This is a genomic window from Jeotgalicoccus aerolatus, from assembly GCF_014635205.1.
Taxonomy (GTDB): domain Bacteria; phylum Bacillota; class Bacilli; order Staphylococcales; family Salinicoccaceae; genus Jeotgalicoccus; species Jeotgalicoccus aerolatus.
The window spans coordinates 393232-410968 of sequence record NZ_BMCN01000002.1 but is presented as its reverse complement, the minus strand read 5'-3'; the positions used below and the strand labels follow the sequence as shown (position 1 = coordinate 410968).

General features: G+C 39.8%; 21 protein-coding genes. 4 read left to right on the top strand and 17 right to left on the bottom strand.

All coding sequences use genetic code 11. From position 1 onward, the window contains the following. Positions 1-12: 12 nt before the first annotated feature. The 5 genes from IEU81_RS08300 to IEU81_RS08280 all read right to left on the bottom strand — a co-directional run bounded on the left by IEU81_RS08300 (position 13) and on the right by IEU81_RS08280 (position 5699). Positions 13-957, bottom strand: a complete 945-nt coding sequence (locus IEU81_RS08300) for a ZinT/AdcA family metal-binding protein (RefSeq protein ID WP_186089383.1) — start codon at positions 955-957, stop codon at positions 13-15. A 143-nt stretch (positions 958-1100) separates the two neighbouring features. Then, the gene (locus IEU81_RS08295; protein ID WP_092595570.1) at positions 1101-1475 is read right to left on the bottom strand and encodes an iron chaperone; all 375 of its coding nucleotides are present in this window, start codon (positions 1473-1475) and stop codon (positions 1101-1103) included. Then, positions 1476-2411: a CorA family divalent cation transporter gene (locus IEU81_RS08290; protein WP_186089385.1), complete on the bottom strand. Its 936-nt coding sequence runs from the start codon at positions 2409-2411 to the stop codon at positions 1476-1478. A gap of 91 nt (positions 2412-2502) precedes the next feature. Further along, positions 2503-3900 (bottom strand): NCS1 family transporter, encoded by a 1398-nt coding sequence (locus tag IEU81_RS08285; RefSeq protein ID WP_186089387.1) that lies wholly within the window; start codon positions 3898-3900, stop codon positions 2503-2505. Positions 3901-4052: 152 nt separating this feature from the next. Further along, entirely contained in the window at positions 4053-5699 is a 1647-nt protein-coding gene (locus IEU81_RS08280) for a PucR family transcriptional regulator (RefSeq protein ID WP_186089388.1), read from the bottom strand. A gap of 233 nt (positions 5700-5932) precedes the next feature. On the opposite strand from IEU81_RS08280, the gene IEU81_RS08275 reads away from it, so the two are divergent. Then, a complete protein-coding gene (locus IEU81_RS08275) occupies positions 5933-6343 on the top strand; it encodes a RidA family protein (RefSeq protein ID WP_186089390.1) in 411 nt (136 codons plus the stop codon). A gap of 43 nt (positions 6344-6386) precedes the next feature. Beyond that, positions 6387-6764 (top strand): thiol-disulfide oxidoreductase DCC family protein, encoded by a 378-nt coding sequence (locus IEU81_RS08270; protein ID WP_092595580.1) that lies wholly within the window; start codon positions 6387-6389, stop codon positions 6762-6764. A 51-nt stretch (positions 6765-6815) separates the two neighbouring features. Here IEU81_RS08270 and IEU81_RS08265 read toward each other — a convergent pair whose 3' ends face one another. Then, positions 6816-7739 (bottom strand): AEC family transporter, encoded by a 924-nt coding sequence (locus tag IEU81_RS08265; protein ID WP_186089392.1) that lies wholly within the window; start codon positions 7737-7739, stop codon positions 6816-6818. 15 nt (positions 7740-7754) lie between these two features. Beyond that, entirely contained in the window at positions 7755-8198 is a 444-nt protein-coding gene (locus IEU81_RS08260) for a YaiI/YqxD family protein (RefSeq protein WP_092595584.1), read from the bottom strand. A 212-nt stretch (positions 8199-8410) separates the two neighbouring features. Here IEU81_RS08260 and IEU81_RS08255 point away from each other — a divergent pair, with 212 nt between their 5' ends. Further along, on the top strand, positions 8411-9781 hold the full coding sequence (locus IEU81_RS08255) for a uracil/xanthine transporter (protein ID WP_186089394.1): 1371 nt from the start codon (positions 8411-8413) through the stop codon (positions 9779-9781). 52 nt (positions 9782-9833) lie between these two features. Here IEU81_RS08255 and IEU81_RS08250 read toward each other — a convergent pair whose 3' ends face one another. The 3 genes from IEU81_RS08250 to IEU81_RS08240 all read right to left on the bottom strand — a co-directional run bounded on the left by IEU81_RS08250 (position 9834) and on the right by IEU81_RS08240 (position 12416). Beyond that, positions 9834-10817, bottom strand: coding sequence for a hypothetical protein (locus tag IEU81_RS08250; RefSeq protein WP_231957213.1), 984 nt, complete (start codon positions 10815-10817; stop codon positions 9834-9836). Positions 10818-10950: 133 nt separating this feature from the next. Continuing rightward, positions 10951-11667, bottom strand: a complete 717-nt coding sequence (locus IEU81_RS08245; RefSeq protein ID WP_092595587.1) for a 3-ketoacyl-ACP reductase — start codon at positions 11665-11667, stop codon at positions 10951-10953. Between the two features lie 68 nt (positions 11668-11735). Further along, the gene (locus IEU81_RS08240; RefSeq protein WP_186089396.1) at positions 11736-12416 is read right to left on the bottom strand and encodes a YjjG family noncanonical pyrimidine nucleotidase; all 681 of its coding nucleotides are present in this window, start codon (positions 12414-12416) and stop codon (positions 11736-11738) included. Positions 12417-12547: 131 nt separating this feature from the next. Here IEU81_RS08240 and IEU81_RS08235 point away from each other — a divergent pair, with 131 nt between their 5' ends. Beyond that, positions 12548-12931: a VOC family protein gene (locus IEU81_RS08235; protein ID WP_186089708.1), complete on the top strand. Its 384-nt coding sequence runs from the start codon at positions 12548-12550 to the stop codon at positions 12929-12931. A gap of 49 nt (positions 12932-12980) precedes the next feature. Here the strand turns inward: IEU81_RS08235 and rpsI are convergent, their stop codons facing one another. The 7 genes from rpsI to rplQ form a co-directional block, all read right to left on the bottom strand. Beyond that, entirely contained in the window at positions 12981-13373 is a 393-nt protein-coding gene (gene rpsI, locus IEU81_RS08230; protein WP_092595599.1) for a 30S ribosomal protein S9, read from the bottom strand. Between the two features lie 19 nt (positions 13374-13392). Beyond that, positions 13393-13830, bottom strand: a complete 438-nt coding sequence (gene rplM, locus IEU81_RS08225) for a 50S ribosomal protein L13 (protein WP_092595601.1) — start codon at positions 13828-13830, stop codon at positions 13393-13395. Positions 13831-14005: 175 nt separating this feature from the next. After that, positions 14006-14740, bottom strand: coding sequence for a tRNA pseudouridine(38-40) synthase TruA (gene truA / locus IEU81_RS08220; RefSeq protein WP_092595603.1), 735 nt, complete (start codon positions 14738-14740; stop codon positions 14006-14008). A gap of 5 nt (positions 14741-14745) precedes the next feature. Then, on the bottom strand, positions 14746-15543 hold the full coding sequence (locus IEU81_RS08215; protein WP_186089398.1) for an energy-coupling factor transporter transmembrane component T family protein: 798 nt from the start codon (positions 15541-15543) through the stop codon (positions 14746-14748). After that, a complete protein-coding gene (locus tag IEU81_RS08210; RefSeq protein WP_092595608.1) occupies positions 15536-16396 on the bottom strand; it encodes an energy-coupling factor transporter ATPase in 861 nt (286 codons plus the stop codon). The genes IEU81_RS08215 and IEU81_RS08210 overlap by 8 nt, the downstream gene beginning before the upstream one ends. After that, entirely contained in the window at positions 16393-17181 is a 789-nt protein-coding gene (locus IEU81_RS08205) for an energy-coupling factor transporter ATPase (protein WP_092595610.1), read from the bottom strand. The genes IEU81_RS08210 and IEU81_RS08205 overlap by 4 nt, the downstream gene beginning before the upstream one ends. A gap of 149 nt (positions 17182-17330) precedes the next feature. Next, the gene (gene rplQ / locus IEU81_RS08200; protein ID WP_092595612.1) at positions 17331-17729 is read right to left on the bottom strand and encodes a 50S ribosomal protein L17; all 399 of its coding nucleotides are present in this window, start codon (positions 17727-17729) and stop codon (positions 17331-17333) included. Positions 17730-17737: the final 8 nt, after the last annotated feature.

The following is a 17737-nucleotide window of genomic DNA, read 5'->3' as shown; positions in this document are numbered from 1 at the left end:
ATTTCACGCTTTCTAATGCTTCAGCATATCTTGTTTAATCTCTGATTCTGACTGTTTTGCCGGGTAGTAAGTCGGCCAATGGGTCACTTCTTCTAAAAGACTATTACGGTCATCTCCCCAATATAAATGAAAATGACCAGATTTTTCAGGGGCAATCATGTGGTCGCTGAATTGAATATAGTCCGGTGCTTTGTCATCACCCGATGACTGCTTAAATATATATCGTACCCCTCTATTTCCCGCTTCGTATTCTAATATTTCATAACCGTCATAAATATACTTCCCGCTATAAGAATTGTCTCCCTCATGGAAGATCAATTCTCCATGATCTGTAATTTCCAGCTCTGAAACCTCAGTCATATAACCTTCTCTGTAATATTCTTTATATTCTTCAGCGCTCATGTCTCCGGATTCTGCTTTATGCTCAAACACTTCATCCAGTACTCCAGATTCCAAATAAGGATACACGGACTGCCATTCCCCCACCCAATCTGAAATGTTGCGGTCTTCTACTTGGCCGTTTTCAAAATATCCTTCATAAATATCTCCTGTGTGATCATCAATTGTTATTTTTACAGGCTCACTTTCTGCTGCTGCTTCGTGATTCTCGTCATACAGCACTGCCTTTATGTATTGTCCATCTTTCGCTTCTGTTATTAAGGTATTCGTTTCTTCTCCTTCAATCACTTTCCAATTTTCCTCATCATCACTCGTATACCAATGCCAATGCTCACCTGCAAGTCCTTCTTCATTGACTGTGAGCTCTGCCATATCACCAGTATGATAATGATCTGCAGCACCTTCAATTACTGCCTTGTCCGCATGCTCTGATGTTTCATGGGCTGTATGCTGGTGAGTTTCCTCTTCCTTATCCGCTTGCAAAGCCTCATCGTTTTTGCAGGCTGCCAAAAATATAAGTACTGACAGCAAACCTAATCCTTTTAAAATTGCCTTCATCCTAAACCTCTCCTTATTAAATCGTAATCATTCCTATTCGTAATTGTTACGATTTATATCTTAGCATTATAATATAAGGAATGTAAACATTTTTTTAAAATAAAAAAACTCCCTTAAAATTTAAGGGAGTTTACATCACAGCATCAGCGCCAAAATTTGCTGCTGTCTTTTTTATCTTCTATATTGAATTCTATTATTTCTCTCAGCAGCTCGTAATCGACCGTATCACTGTATTTAATCTTAAAGGTCATTTGCTCATGATCATAGCCCGCTGCCTTAATTTTACTGCTGAATGTTTCAATTCCTGCTGCTTCAGGGTTGATGCTGAAATATTTTTTCGCCGGCTTGACTGCAATAATAAATGTGTCATCTTTCGTATACATTGGCGTGCTCCATTTTACAGCATGTACTAAATCCGGAAATTCTGTATCGATCCAGTCAAACACTGCCTCGACTTTTGCTCTGTCCTTTGCATCCTCAATTTTCTCAAGATACGGCTTAAATATTTTTACTGACATTTACATCCATCCTTTGTATTTGAAAAATATAATCATCGCTATACTGACTGTTGCCATGACTGCGAGCGATACATAGTAACCATAATTCCAGGATAATTCCGGCATATTTTCAAAGTTCATGCCGTATATTCCTGTAATCAGCATCAGCGGTAAAAAAATCGCCGAAATAATCGTGAGGACATTGATAATCTTATTCATGCGGTAAGTGTTATACGACAAGTAATTATCTTTTAACTCATCGATCATTTCTTCAGAAAAACGGATTATCAGCTGCTGACGGTCGATTTTGGCTTCTATCTTTTTCAAAATGCCCTCACTCTGTTCACTGCTGAAGTGCTCATCCTGCTCTTTAAACTTATCCGTCAGTTCTTCCATCGGTACGATCACTCGTTTAACTCGGAGCACTCTTTTTCTTAAGCCGAACATTTTCTCGGAAATATCTTCGCCCTTTTTCTCGTCACCGTGCTTCTCTTCGAAGGAAATCACGTCATCTTCAATCTCATGAACAAAATCAAAATACTGTTCTACTGTCGCAAGCAGCAGGTGCAATGCCACATCAACTTCCAAATCTTCCTGCTTATTTTTAATCACTTCAGCAACATCGATAAAGTCATTCAGCACACCGTTATGATAAGTGACCACAGTATCTTTCATGACGCAAATATTAATCGCATTGGCTTTTAATGTTTTTTCATCGATCATGTGACAGACTAAAAGCTGATAGTCCTTAAATTTATAATATTGCGGCCGATACTTTTTAGTCGTTTCGTCTTCGAATTTATCTTCTTGGAAATTAAAATCTGAAATCATCCGCTGTTTGTCATCAAAACGATTGTAGTCATACCATTTAAAAGTCGCGCTCTCCGGCACTTCATCCGCTGACTGAACAGTATGTATCTCATTTTTTGCTGATATGTATTGAATTTCCAGACTCATTCAATCACCTCTTTTCTCTTATACCCAATCTAAGCGCTGTAAAGCAAAAAGAGCGTTGAAATCATATGATTTCAACGCCCTTCTTCAAATACTATTTAGTTTCACTGTCAAAAATTGTTCCTTTTTTGAATCGTGAGTTTTTAAACATTGTTTTACTAATAATTGGGTATGCAATGGCTGCAACGATAAATCCGATTAGCCAAGCCAGGTCAACAAATAGGAATGCTGCTGCTGCACCGATTGCCAGTGCAACGAGTGCTGCGTAGTTGACACCGTCAAAGTTGCCGCCTTTTTTGTAAAGTTCTTTAATATCGATATGCTGTTTTCTCATGAAGTAGTATTCAACGATAAGAATTGCAATTAACGGTCCTAAAAATGCTGAGTAGACGTGAACGAAAGTATCAAGCCCTTTAGCGTTATCGTCCTGAACTAATAACCAAGGGAATGAACCCATTGCAAGCAGTCCTGTAATTGTTACTGCAACTTTGTAATTCAGTTTTGTAAACAGCTGAATAACGTATGTTGGCGTTACGATATTCGCTACCATGTTTACAGCAATTGCACCGAACACAATAAATGCTGAAATGAATAACTGCATGTAGACATTATCAAATAGTGCAGGCAGTCCGAGTGCAGGGTTGGCATAGCCTGTTGCACTTGCCAGCATCGCACCGACTACGATAACAGAACCATAAGCGACGATGATTGGCAGGAAGTACAGCAAGCCTCTTTTAGAATCGCTGTATCCTGTTTTAAGTTCACGGGAATAATCCGCTGCACTTAAGAAAATCGCTGCGTAGTTACCAAGGAATACCATAACGTATGCGAAGAATGGCACGCCCCATGTACCTTCAGTGTTAATCCAAGTATCTGCAATAGCTGCACTGTGATCTTTAATCAAGATGAAGAATACCGTAATAACGATACCCATCAGTATAATTGAAGCGACTGATTCAACTGCTTTAATACTCTTGAATCCTTTCATTGAAAGAATGATCTGCACAACAAGTAAAATTATGAAACCGACGAATACATTATCAAATGCTCCGCCCGACAGAATTCTGAACACTTCGTTTAATGCTGTACCACCGATCCAGCTCTGGATACCGTACCAGATAACCGCCGGTACTGCACGAAGCAGTGAAGAAAGCAGTGTCCCTTTTTCACCAAATGATGCTTTTAAGTGAGCGACATACGGAATCCCGTATTTGTAACCCGCTCTGTCGTTTAATGCGAAAAGAATAGATACAATACCAATTGCAATTAATGCTGCTGCAATCGTCTGCCAAATGTTGAGCACCGCCATACCTGCGACAACAACACTCGCACCGAGTGTCATGTTACCCATGTTGACACCGTCTCCGACCCATAATGACATGTAGCCTGCCGCGCCTAAAGTTCTGTCTTCAGGACCATTCGGTTTTAAAGAATCCGTTTGTGCCGCTGCGTCCAAATTCTCGCCTTGAAGTTCGTTGTGTTCTTCTGACATATTTACACCTCTATTTTGAATTTATTATATGTTATAAAATTAAAGCTAAGTATTAGCCTTATTAATTATATACGCTTACACAAGTTATGTCTTTATCGAAAGTAGATAATTTTCTTAGGATTAATCTATTTAATTATCCATATTTTACAGTTTTACTCCTTTCTGAGAATCTCGAGAATCTTCAGTCCAACTTGAACGGACAGCATTTCATTGGCATCTTCGTAATCCATCTGCGTAATTTCTTTAATACGGTCTAAACGGTAAGACACAGTTTTGTAATGGACGAATAGTCTGTCAGCAGAACGCGACACGTTTTGCTGGCATTGCAAGTACATCTCCAGCGTTTCTATTAGTTGTTCCCTGTTCGTCTTATTATAATCCAAAAGCCGCTGTAAACTTGCCGGTATAAATTCTTTTAATCTGTTATTGTCATGCTTGAACTGATACAGCAGACGGTAAATACCAAGCTCTTCGAAACTGAGAATCTGATTTTGTCCGTAGGCCAGCGCATTAACGTCGAGCACTTCCTGGGCTTCTTTGTGACTCTTCGGCAAATCGCGCACAGTATCCGCAATTGAGCCGATACCTGTGTAAACTTTGGCATCTTTAACGGCGCTCTCAAATTTATAAATGACGTGACCGAGTGTGCGTTTAATATTATCCATTTCTTTTTTCTTGTTGCTCTGTCCGGAATGTATCGGCCAAATCACGATAACCTGATTAAACCGTTCGCGCACAATCGCATTTTTTAAGTAATAGTCGATGTTGTTGATGAGTATGTTGTAATACCTTTCCCGGCTGACACTCGTCGCTTTTTTGCCAGTAAATTCCAAAGTAAATACAACAACTGCTGAACGGCTGTTTAAATCGAAGTTAATATTCTCTGCACGTTCTGCAATACCATCTTCGTCTTTAATATTACCTGACAGCAGATCATCGATAATTTCATTTTTATATTTCTTTTCCACTTCAGAAATAGCGATTTTTTTAGCGAGGTTTAAAGACAAGGCTGTTGCCGCATTTTCAATGGCGATAAAATCAAAATCGCTGAAGCCGGAATGAATCGCACTGATGACGAGCATTACTTTTGTTTGGTTTACCGTCGTAATTGGAATCATAATCTGTTCACATTCCCGGTCTTGCAGTTTCGGGTAAATCACAAACCTGCGGTAAATCGGAAAAATCGTATTTTGCGTATTCTCCTGTTTTTGAAATTTATCGGATTCGTAAAATAGTTCGACTTCCTGGTCTGTCGTCGCGATGACTTTAAATAACTCATTGTAAATTGTAACCGGATTTCCAATCAGTGATTCGAGTGCTTCTATAATGACTTCATCGCTGACATTGCGAATAGATAATTCCGTGAAACGATGGTGAATTTCTCTGAAATACTCTAACTTCTCAACATCCTGATTAAAAATTTTGCGGGTCACTTTATAAATTATATCTATAAAAGGAATTTCTTTTGGCAGAATAATAATTGGTATATTTCTGTCTTTACATACATCGGAGACGGGCTTCGGAATATTGTCCAGCTCTTTACGCACTTTAACGATCAAAGCGCTGATTTTTTTATCAGCGAGCTGGTGCATCCACTCTTTCATTTCCTGATCAGATAAGTTCCTCATCGGGAAGAAACTGGTTAAAATTGCCTCCCCGCCGTTCAGCCATAAAGAAATGTCGGGCGAATCGATAATCGTAATTCCCCTTATATTTTTCGCGAGACTTTGTTTGGTCCCGATATATTGAGCGTTCTGAAACTCAGGCAGCGTTAATAATTCTTTGACTGTATAGTCCATGGCAAAACCTCATTTTTAGTAGAGCTTTATCCTACATAGATAAAACTCTTAATATCATCTACAGTGTACTATAACAGCATTTAGGGTGTATATACCTATCAATCTGCTTATGAAAATATCCTTCTTTATTATCGATGCTGGATAACCCTTTTTACACTAATTGATGGAACTTTGGCCTATTTAATATATTTAAAGATGATATGATTAAATTATTATAAGAAGGAGGATGTTTTATGACTAGAAAAGCATTCAATACTAATACAGTCAGCAGTTCAGGTCCCTACTCACACGTTACTGATGCAGGAGACTTCCTGTACTTCTCAGGACAAACAGCTAAAAATCGTCTGGATGTTACAGAAGACTTAACTGGTAATATTGCCAAACAAACGGAGGTTGCTTTTAATAACCTGTTTGATGTAATGAAAGATGCCGGTGTGACTGAAGAACAAGTTGTTAAAGTCAATGTTTACTTAACGACTATGAAAAACTTCGAAGCGATGAATGAAGTGTACAAAGAAAAATTCAGTGCACCGTACCCTTCACGTACATGCGTCGCAGTTTTGGAACTTCCGCTTGGTGCGGAAGTAGAAATCGAAATGATCGTTAAAAATAACGTATCGTCTAAGAGCGGCCTTTTTGAATAAGGCTGCTCTTTTTTGCTAAGATTGCTTAAAAGGAGGCATCATAATGAATGTCCTTATTTTTGATGGTGATTGCAGTTTCTGTAACTTTTTTGTCCGGCTGACAGTACGGCTGAACGACAACCCAGACCTACGTATTACGGACTTCAATACTGACTGGGCAAAAGAAAATTACCGGCCCGACAATGATGTAGACAGTGTAATTTATATGGCCAACGGTCAAACATATATTTATTCCGATGCAGCTCTCCACCTTATGGCAGATGCCAACCGCTGGTTAAAACCGTTCATTCTGCTTAAACTGATCCCAAGATTTCTGAGAGATACAGTTTATAAACTCATTGCTAAGTACAGAAAAAATATTCCTGTTAAAAATGTTTGCGAATATCCAACTCAAAAATTTCTTGATATGTATTTAAAATAAAAAAAGCGTCAAAGATACTTGATATATCGTATCTTTGACGTTTTTTCTGTTTTAAAACATATTTAGTGCTGTATATATAACGAGCGGCACAGTCACCGCACTCAGCAGTGTACTCATCATGACGATTTCTGCAGCATATTCCGGATCCTTGCTGTACTGCTGGGCAATAACCGAACTGTTCACCGAGGCAGGCATGGCTGTCGTAATTAATATTGCCTGGGCAACGACACCATCGACATTAAATAAAAGCAGCAGAGGCAAGGCCAGAGCAGGAATGATTAACAGCTTAACCGCAGTCGCTGCAAAAGCAGTCATGCGGAGTTTCTTAAACTTAATACCAGTAATCTGCGTCCCTAATATAAAGAGCACCATGCCGATCATGGCATTTCTAATATAATCAAGAGACGATAAAATCGGCTCCGGCAGTCCCACATTAAAGTAGTTAAATAATAAACCTAAAAAGAGACCGTAGAAAATCGGCATTTTAAAATAACCGAGCAGCGCCTTAAACTTACCGACATTTTCTGCACTCAGCACGAAGACACCATAAGAAAACGCAATAATATTTTGGAATACCACCATCATGACCTGGACGCTCATTGCAAACGGGTCACTTTTAAACACCAGATCGTTCACCGGTACACCGTAGTTTCCAGCATTATAAAATAAACTGGAATTAGTAAACAGTACTTTGTGTTCTTCTTTTACACCGCTAATTGCAGCAATGACTCTCGAGACAATATAAGAAATGACTGCAAACATAAATAAAAACATTAAAATATAGAGCAGCAGGCTAAAATCGATATCAGTATTGTATAGGTTCATAAATATAAATCCGGGCATTATGTAATTAATCATCAATTTGCCGAGTGTTGGACGGTCGAGCTGTAATTTCAGCTGCATCACATAACCAATCAGAACGATAATCGCAATCGGCAGCATAACATTCGTTAATATAAATAGAAATTCACTCATAGGTGCTCTCTCCTCTTATTTGGAAGCAATCGCTTGTTGAAATGTATTTAAAAACTTATTTTTATCATCTTCGGATAAAGCTTTCGGCCCTTTAGTTCTGCCACCGCCTTTTCTAATGACACTGCTCATATGACGTGTTTCCAGCAGATGGTCCATATTCATACCGTTGTATTCAAAGCCAGTATGGTGGATTACCTTGCAGCCCTTTGGCAAGAGCAAAGAAGCGAGGCCGTAGTCCTGAGTCACAATAACATCTCCTTTAACAGCCAGCTGCACAATTTTATAATCGGCAGCATCAGGCCCGGCATCAACATATACCGCTTCAGCATGATCCGCCAGTTCTTTTTGACTGTAATGAGACAGACTCGATACTAGTAAAACTTTGATCTCTTTATCTGCTGTTTCGTTTATAACAATATCCTTAACAGGACACGCATCCGCATCAATGATTACTTTCATATCTTCACGCCACCTAAACTTATAGTATTTACAGTATAGCAAATGTCCATGTGTAAAATATCAGAAGATGCTTTTCGTCTAATTTTGATAATTTATGATAAAAATAAAATAAAACTTAGCTATTATAGCCAATGATTTTCAGCATGTTTTTCTATATTATAGGGTAGGTTATTATAAATAATAAAAATTTAAGAAATGCTGTGATTATAAATATGCTGAAACATTTAAAAAATGTTGATAATTGGCTCGGCGGACTTCAGTGGCTAATGTATATTTTTATTAATACAGCCGTCGTTCCGATTACAATGGGTGCTGCTTTTGATTTATCTCAGGCTGAGATTGTCAGTACGATGCAGTTTTCATTTATTCTCGGCGGTATCGCTTGTCTATTCCAAGCATTTATCGGACACAGAAGACCGATTATGGACGGACCTTCCGGACTATGGTGGGGTGTCCTTCTTGCCTTGTCTTCACTTGCGGCAGCTCAGGGTATGCCTATTGCTGAAGTCGGAGGAAGTATTGCAGTCGGTTTAATCATTACAGGTATTCTGACTGTGATTATTGGTTTAACCGGTCTCGGCTATTACTTAGAAAAACTATTTAATCCGAGTGTTATGGGTGTGTTCATGCTCTTATTCGGTGTCTCTCTCTGTATCAGTTTCTTTAAAGGTATGGTTGGACTGCCATTCGGCGGCGGAGAAGGCCCGACAGAAATTCAAATTGGACCTGCAATTCTATCATTTGTCATAGTTATTTTAGTTCTTATCTTAACGATTCGCGGGTCTAATAAATTATCACAATACGCTATGCTGATCGGTATTATTATCGGCTGGCCAGCATACTTGCTGCTGTTTGGTGCAGATTCTCAGCTGGCAGGCGGTACTGGATCTTCACTTGAAATTTTCTGGTTCCCGCTGGGTTCACCGGCATGGAATATCGGTATTATACTTACAGTAATTATTACTGGTATGCTGAACTTATCTAAACAGTACGGCTCTATCAAAGGTACAGATCCGCTTTATCCGGATTCACCTTCAACGAGCAAAGATTACAGAAATTCATTTACGATTACAGGTGTCATGACTATCCTGCCAGGATTCTTAGGACTGGTGCCATATTCACCATTCGTATCGTCAATCGGTTTTATACAGCAGACTAAAATATACGAACGCATGCCGTTTATTTTCGGGGCAGTCATGTTCTTCGTAATGGGGATTATTCCTCAAATCGGCTCATTCTTTACGATGATTCCGTTAAGTGTCGGCTGTGCGGTATTATTTGTATCTTACGTGCAGCTGTTCGGTTCTGCATGGGACTGGTTCAAACTTGTGGAATTCAACAGTTTAAACATATACCGCGCTGCCATTCCTATGTTCTTAGGTCTTGTGCTGATGGCAGTACCCGCTTCAGCATTTGCAAGCTTACCAGGCTATGTACAGCCATTACTTTCAAGCGGACTGTTAATGGGAACAATTATTTCCATCGCTATGGAAAACTTAATGAACTGGGATAAGGTCGGTGCGACAATTTCTAACAACATCGGTAAAAATATCGACAAAGAAGAACCGGTTAACAAATTATAGTGACGAGTAAAACTCTAAAAAAACCGCCTGAATTATTTTTCAGGCGGTTTTTTTATTCAATTTCAATAATATTTAAATCGAGCAGATTGTCATCGTGGAAACTGATATTGATATAATTGGCTCCATTCACTTGCGGCAAATATGCCGGTACTGAAGTAAATTCTATCGTTTCTATAAAATTCCTGCCGTTATAAAAACTGACGAAAGCCGGTGCTGTAATAACGTAATCACCAGAAGCACTGTAAGGCAGTGCACCCGTTACGTAATAATCAGGATCTTCTACGAATTCTCCCTCGCTGTCAATCCTTTCTCCAGTATATACTTCGTCACCAGACAGGAAATCCTGACCAAACATTATCGTCCCCGACATCTCTTCTTCATTAGGCTGTCCTCTGCCGATCAGTTCATCCGGCGTCGTGTTCACTTCGTTGCCTGCAGACGCTTCATCAGTAGCAGCATCAATCAGTTCTATATCATCCTGCTCCGGTTCACTAAAGCTGATTACGAGCCGATTTGCTTCCGGTACTTTTTCAATCACATGCGGACCGTCGTGACCGTAGTTATTCGTTTTAATAAACTCATTACCGTAAAAGTACGATACGTAAGAAGCAGCTGTAACCGTATAATCCTGGTCTGAGTTATACTCTATCGGTTCTGTTCGGGTCATATGACTTCTGGCATCATCTTCACCGCTGTAATTAATCCAATAGCCCTCTACCCGTTCAGTATCTGCCAGTAAGTCGGCAGGTTCTGCAGGCACTTCATCATCTGACGCAGCTCCCTCTGTCGTTTCTTCAGAATCCTCACTGTCTGACTCGTCATCTTCTGTATTACCATTCCCTCTGTTTGAAGATACACTTGCAGACTCATCTGTTTCTTCTTCATCCGCCGCTTCTGATTCAGTATCTGTTTCTGTGTCAGCAGTCTCTTCATTCTCATTTTCACTATTTGTCATGTCTTCATTCGGCTCTGCCTCTTCATTAGAACATGCCGCAATCGTAAACAGCATCATTAGTGTAAGTATAATACGCCTCATGGCAATCCTCCTATCTGCCTTCCCCTTAAATTCCAAATTTTGATATGTAATATTAATATCCTATACCCATATTTACAGTAAAATAAAAAAAATGCTGCCTGATTTTTAGTCAGACAGCAATATTCTTTTCACCCTATGGGTTATTCGACCATAAACCGGCATGTTTCAGCACGACGCGTTTATTCAGTTTAAGCTGAGCGACAATCAATTCAGCTAAATCTTCTGCCTGCATCACTTTGTCGGGATTACCATCTGTTAAATTCAGTTCTACTGCCATATCTGTCGCTACAGTACTTGGCGTTAAAGTCGTCACTCTGATATTATGTTTACGCACTTCCATCATCAGTGATTCGCTTAAACCGATAACTGCCGCTTTCGATGCAGAGTAGGCACTAGTTACTGGTCCGCCTTTTTGTCCTGCAGTCGAGGAAATATTAATAATATCTCCAGTATTACGCTCGATCATTTCAGGCAAGACTGCCCGAGTTGTGTAATACACACCGTTAACATTCACGTTTAAAATATTTGTCCATTCTTCTGGGGTTAACTCCATGAAGCTGCCGAACTTAGAAATCCCGGCATTATTCAGAAGAATATCAATCGCACCGAGTTCACCGCGAATAGATTCTACTGCTGATGTGATGTCGTTTAAATCAGATACATCGGCTGCAGCAACTGCTGTTTTAACATCGTAACTTTTTAGCTCTTCCTGAACTTTTTCAAGGTTTTCTAGCGTGCGTCCAACCAGTCCAATATTAACACCTTCCGCTGCTAAAGCAAGTGCTGTTGCACGGCCAATGCCGCGTCCTGCACCTGTAATCAATGCTGTTTTACCGCTTATATTTTGCATGTGTATGTCTCCTTTACAGTCATTACTTTCATATATAATTTTATCATGTTCATCATCTTTAAGATAATTTATGATTTCAAAATCTCCAATAACTCATACAGATTTTGAATTTTATAATCCGCTTGAGTATCCGTATCATTCTTCAAGCTGTACGGGTTATACCAGACCGAATTAATCCCTGCCTTATTCGCTCCAGCGATATCAGAGATCAGACTGTCACCCACCATAAGCACTTCTGACGCTTTAAGATCGGACCTGACTAAACTTTCACTAAAGAAACTAATATTTGGCTTCGCACTGCCGATATCATCAGAGACAAATAAATCCGTAAAATACTGTCTCAATCCGGCCAGCTGCAGTCTGTTATCCTGCATTGACAGTACACCGTTTGAAGCCGCGTAAATCTTATAACTGCGAGACAGCTTCTCGAGTACTGCTTCAATACCAGGCTCCATAATATACTGCTCTCCGAGAAGTTCTCCAAAATGCTCTTTGGCAAGATTACTGTCGTAATCCAAACCAAGTGTTTCCGACAGCTCGGCGAACCTTATATCGAGCACATCCGCCACTGACAGCAATTCCTCTTTCTGCTGTTTCCACAAACGTTCATCAATCTCAGTAAATGACTCAAATACATTATTATTGTATTCAAGATTCAGCTGTGAAAATGTCTCTTTTAAAGCACCCTCACTACATTTCTTAAAGTTAAACACTGTATCGTCTATATCTAAAAATATCGCTTTATACATAGAATGACCCCGTTCATTTTTTATCATTTTCAAATTCAACCATAGCAATAATCATTAACGGACTCAATACTTCATTTATCCTCATCATTATTATATTCTTAAGATAGAAAATAAGAAGAAGAGGTGCAATGATGAATATAATCGTTACCAGCCTGTTCGTTGATAATCAGGACAAAGCATTAGCTTTCTATACCGATATCCTCGGCTTCGTTAAGAAACATGACGTACCTGCAGGTAATTTCAGATGGCTTACAGTCGTCTCAAAAGACGATGAGAATGGGACAGAGCTCGTGCTTGAACCGAATGATAACGTCGCAGCACAGGACTATCAGAACAGTTTAATGCAGCAGGGCATACCTGCGACAATGTTCGGCGTCGATGATATCGATAAAGAATACGAACGCTTAAAAACACACGGTGTTGAATTTACTATGGCACCGACAGCTGCGGGCGATATGAAACTCGCAGTATTTAACGATACATGCGGCAATTTAATCCAGCTGATCGAGCAATAAAAAAAGCACTCCCGAAATCGGGAGTGCTTTCCAATATATAAAACGTATATTAACGTTTTGAGAATTGTGGAGAACGACGGGCTTTTTTAAGTCCGTATTTGTAACGTTCTTTCATACGTGGGTCACGTGTTAAGAGTCCAGCTCTTTTCAGCGCGCCGCGGTGTTCTGGATCTGCTTCAAGTAAAGCTCTAGCAATACCGTGACGGATTGCTTGTGCCTGACCTGTAAAGCCACCACCGTGAACATTTACCAATACATCGTAGTTACCTTCTGTTTCTGTAACTGCGAATGGCTGGTTTAAATCTAAGATTAAACTTTCGAATGGGAGATAGTCTCTCATGTCGCGTCCGTTAACTGTTACTTTACCTTCACCTGGTACTAAACGTACACGTGCAACTGAGTGCTTACGACGTCCAGTTCCTTGATATTCTACTTTAGCCAAATGTTTTCCCTCCTAGTCCTTAACCACGTAACTCGTAGTTTTCAGGTTGTTGTGCAACGTGTGGGTGTTCAGCTCCACCGTATACGAATAATTTTTTGCCTTGTTTACGTCCTAATGGATTCTTAGGTAACATTCCTTTGATAGAAGTTTCTAATAATCTCATAGGGTTTTTGTCTCTTAATTCACCAGCTGATACTGATTTGATTCCACCAACATGACCTGAATGTCTGTAGTAGATTTTTTGTGAATCTTTTTTACCAGTTAATACGATCTCACTTGCATTGATAACGATAACGTAGTCACCTGTATCAACGTGTGGTGTATAAGTTGGTTTATGTTTCCCGCGTAATAGTGTTGCTACTTCTGTAGATAAGCGACCTAAAGTTTTACCCGCTGCATCTACAACAAACCATTTACGTTCGATGTTTGACTCGTTAGCCATAAACGTTTGACGCATAGTAATTTCCTCCTAAATCTGTTCTCTATTGTCGTTTTAAATTAGTCGTTTTTGTCTTTTTATATTCATAATCCTAATAAGTTTCCGGGGCCTATTAATCATGGATGGATATAAAAATGTACCGTTAATTATTATATAATTTAAGTGCCATAATGTCAATATCTATCCAGCATTTTTACAACTTTTCATACCAAACTTTTTCTAAATACAAACCTTCAGCCGGTGCCGTTTTTGGAATAACTGTTCTGTCTTTCGCAGCGATCATGTTCAGCGTATCCGGTGTTCTGATTCCCCGCCCGCATTCCAGCACATAAGCTGTGAGCACCCGAACCATATTATACAAAAAGCCTGTTCCGGTTATAGTGAATTCATAGCCATCCGGTGTTTCTGTCACTTCAAATGCCGTTATCGTCCGGACTTTATTGGTTATTTCAGCTTTGGCACTGGAAAAGGTTGTGAAGTCATGTGTACCGATAAACGGCGCCATGGCTTCTTTCATTTTGCTGATGTCTAATTTATAGGGATAATGTGTTTTCAAGCCGTCATAAAAAGGATTTTTCTCACCTGTATAGACTTTGTAACGATACGTCTTACCTTTGGCATCAAATCGCGAGTGAAAGTCATCGGCAGCGATTGATACATCGTTAATCAAAATATCTTTTGGCATGGCCCGGTTTAAAATAAACTTCCATTTCTCCGGCGGCAAGTCGATTTCTGTATCAAAATGAAAATACTGGTTTAAGGCGTGCACGCCTGCATCCGTTCTTGAAGATGCATGGATTCTAACAAAAGTTTTGTGCATACGCTTAAGCTGTTTTTCTATCGTGCCTTGTACGGTTCTGTAATCATGCTGGTATTGAAAGCCGCTGAAATCGCGGCCGTTATACGAAATATTGACTAATACTCTCATCAATTTCACTGCCTTACAAATAATAATAGTGCACCGAATAAGAGTAATACTATCAGTGCAATTGTATCCCGGTTTTTCCAGGATAAGACACGGTAATGCGTTCTGCCTGCATCTCCCTGATACCCTCTTACTTCCATTGCCACTGCCATCTCTTCGGCACGTTTAAAGGCAGACATGAAAAGCGGTATAAATATCGGTACCAGAGCGTTAATCCGTTTTATTAAACTGCCGGTCATAAATGTCGATCCCCGTGCACTCTGTGCTTTAATAATTTTTTCTGTCTCATCCATCAAAGTCGGTATGAATCTTAATGAAATAGACATCATCATCGCAATTTCATGGACGGGTACTTTGATGCTTTTAAGCGGTTTACATAGCTTTTCAATCGCATCCGTCAGCTCTATTGGACTCGTTGTCAGAGTCATCAGCGTCGTAATGATCACTAATAAGACCAGACGGATGGTAATGTAGATACCGGTAATCAGCCCTTCAGATTCAATGGTGAAGAAACCGCCGTCGATCAATACTGTACCGCCTTTTGTCAGGAAAAGGTGCATCAAAAAAGTAAAGATTAAAAGGATAAAGATTAACTTTAAACCGTTAAATAAAAATCTGATGGACAGTCCTGCCAGCTTAGTGACGGATAAAACGAACAAGATTAACAAACCATAGCCGACCCAGTGATTCGCAAAGAATACAATAATCATAAATAAAAGGACTGAAATAAGCTTCGCTCTTGGATCCAGCTTGTGAACGATACTATTTCCCGGGATATATCTCCCGAGCAGCATTGAGCTAAGCATGGCTCTGCCTCCACTCTTCATACAGCTGAATAAAATCAGCCGTGTCTTTAGGCGTACCTTTTAAGTTTATCCCTTTTTTCTTCAGATCCTGTACGAGCCGGATGACATGTGGAATTTCCAAATTATACTGCTCCATGAAATTCCCGTCACTTAAAATCTCGGACGTGATTCCCTCTTTAATCAGACTGCCCTGTGACATGACTTTCACTTCATCGGTAAACTTCAGCACATCATTCATATCGTGAGTAATTAAAATAACAGTGATGCCGGTCTTTTTATATACATCGTAAAAGAGCTGCATCGTTTCATCGTGACTCACAGGATCCAGTCCCGCTGTCGGTTCATCCAGTATGAGAATATTCGGCTCCATTGCAAGAATACCTGCAATCGCAACTTTTCTCATTTGACCGCCGGATAATTCAAATGGACTTTTATCGAGCAGGGACTCATGAACATTTAGGAGCTGTAAATAATCACATGCTTTTTTTCTTGCAGTCTCTTCACTGCGTCCCATATTCATCGGTCCGAACATGACATCTTTCAACACTGTACTTTCAAACAGCTGATGTTCAGGAAACTGAAATACCATGCCCACTTTCATTTTGGCAAGATGAATCACTTTCTGTTTCACCTTTTTTGTCAGCTGTATACCATCCACTTCAACAGTACCTGCTGACGGCAGCAGCAGACCGTTCATCGTTTGAATCAAAGTCGACTTGCCGCTGCCCGTATGTCCGATTAGACCGTAAAATTTACCTGCATCAAAAGTCGTATTAATATCTTTTAAGGCCTGATACTCAAACGGCGTTTTCCGATGATAAAACACACTGGTATTTTTAAATTGAATTGTCATAAGCGTCTCACCAGCTCTTCATGCGTCATGTAGGATCCATCTAAAAGTGCATCGGAAATTTCCATTGTATACGGCACTTTTAAGTTACTTTCTAAAAGCAGATTCTTATCTTTATATACTTCTTCTAAAGATCCTTCGGCAACAATCTGTCCATTATTCATCACAATCACCTTATCACTCTCAGCAATTTCAGTTAAGTCATGCGTAATAAACAGAATGGTCGTATCCAGGCGTTCATGCAGCTCACTTAAAATAGACAATACTTCCTTACGTCCTGATGGATCGAGCATAGAGGTTGCTTCATCTAAAATCAGCACTTCCGGTTTCATAGCTAAAGCACCTGCAATCGCTACTCTTTGTTTTTGACCGCCGGACAGACGATGAGGTTCATGCTTTCTAAAGTCCAGCATATTAACAAGACCCAGTGCATGTTCCGTTCTTTTAACCATTTCTGCTCTGTCGAGTCCAAGGTTCTCCAGTCCGAATGCAACATCATCTTCAACTGTCGCACCGACAAACTGATTGTCAGGATTTTGAAAGACAATCGCAAACTTTCTTCTTAAAGTCTGCTTACTTTCTATATTTAAAAGTTCACCGTCAACGTAAATATCGCCTTCGTACTCTTCAATAATCCCCATAATGATTTTAACCAGCGTACTTTTACCAGAACCGTTATGACCGATAATAGACGTCCACTCACCTGAGTTAAAGCGGATGGAGATATGATCCAAAGCATAGACTTCATCATCCCGATATTTAAACGCAATGTTATTTAATGTAATCATATCTCCACCCCTTTAAAATTTTATGTAAAAAAAAGCGCGTACCCTGCAATTAGAGTCGCGCACTGATTAATATACTGCAGGATACGTTGAGCTAGACGAATGAGCCCTTACGGGCTCACCATCATAACACTCACTCTGCTTTTAAAAGTTTACGCTTCTTCAGTTGTAACTGGAGCGCCTTCTACGAATTCGATAATTACAAGTTCAGCTCCGTCACCGCGACGTGAACCAAGCTTTTTAATGCTTGTGTATCCGCCTTGACGATCTGCGAAGCGTGGAGCGATATCTTCAAATAATTTTTGAAGTGCATAACTTGTTGAACCATCTTCATTGATGATTTCTACGTTACGTACAGTTTGACCGGCACGTCTTTTAGATGCTAAGTCACCGCGTTTACCCAGTGTGACTAAACGATCTGCAAGTTTACGCAGTTCTTTCGCACGGTCTTCAGTTGTAGTGATGCGCTCACTTACGATTAAAGATGTTGCTAAGTCGCGTAACATTGCTTTTCTTTGGTCTGATGTACGTCCAAGTTTTCTGTAACCCATTATTTCTC